Below are 926 nucleotides of genomic sequence, written 5' to 3'. Positions count from 1 at the left end.
CCGTTGCCGTTGAGGAAGTCGTTACCCGCGCCACCCCCGATCGTGTTGGCGAGCTCGTTGCCGATGCCCGCAAAGTTGCCGCTGCCGCCGAAAAACAGATTTTCGACGTTGGCACCCAGGGTGTAGCTCGCAAGCGAGGTCCAGACCGTGTCGCTGCCGGAACCGGCGAGCTCGGCCACCACGTCCCCAAGGTCGGCGACTTCGTAGACATCGTCGCCAACACCGCCGAACATCGTGTCGGCACCGCCACCGCCGAGTATCGTGTCGGCACCGCCGCTGCCGCCGAGGAAGTCGTTACCCGCGCCACCCCCGAGCGTGTTGTCGAGCGTGTTGCCGCTGCCCGCAAAGTTGCCGCTACCGCCGAAAAACAGATTTTCGACGTCGGCACCCAGCGTGTAGCTCGCAAGCGAGGTCCAGACCGTGTCGATGCCGGCACCGGCGAGCTCGCTCACCACGTCCCCAAGCTCGGTGACTTCGTAGACATCGTTGCCGCCACCGCCGGCCATCGTGTCGGCACCTGCGCCACCGATGAGGAGGTCGTTACCCGCACCGCCCACGAGCGTGTTGTCGAGCACGTTGCCGGAGCCCGCAAAGTTGCCGCTGCCGCCGAAAAACAGATTCTCGACGTTGGCACCCAGCGTGTAGCTCGCAAGCGAGGTCCAGACCGTGTCACTGCCGGAACCGGCGAGCTCGGTCAGCACGTCCCCAAGGTTATCGACTTCATAGGTATCGTTGTCGACGCCACCGACCATCGTGTCGGCACCTGCGCCACCGATGAGGACGTCGTTACCTGCGCCACCGACGAGGACGTCATTACCCGCCCCCCCCACGATCGTGTTGGCGAGCGTGTTGCCGGTGCCCGCAAAGTTGCCGCTACCGCCGAAATACAGATTCTCGACGTTGGCACCCAGGGTGTAGCTCGCAAG

At 64.7% G+C, this 926-nt stretch carries 1 protein-coding gene; it reads right to left on the bottom strand.

Annotation, left to right across the window (positions count from 1 at the left end):
• Nucleotides 1-926: calcium-binding protein (locus tag PMI29_RS00835; RefSeq protein ID WP_008004443.1), on the bottom strand; the 926-nt coding region annotated here is incomplete at both ends.

It is taken from the genome of Pseudomonas sp. GM49, assembly GCF_000282355.1.
In the GTDB taxonomy this organism is placed as follows: Bacteria; Pseudomonadota; Gammaproteobacteria; order Pseudomonadales; family Pseudomonadaceae; genus Aquipseudomonas.
The sequence above is the reverse complement of the archived record's forward strand: the minus strand, read 5'-3'. Positions and strand labels throughout refer to the sequence as shown.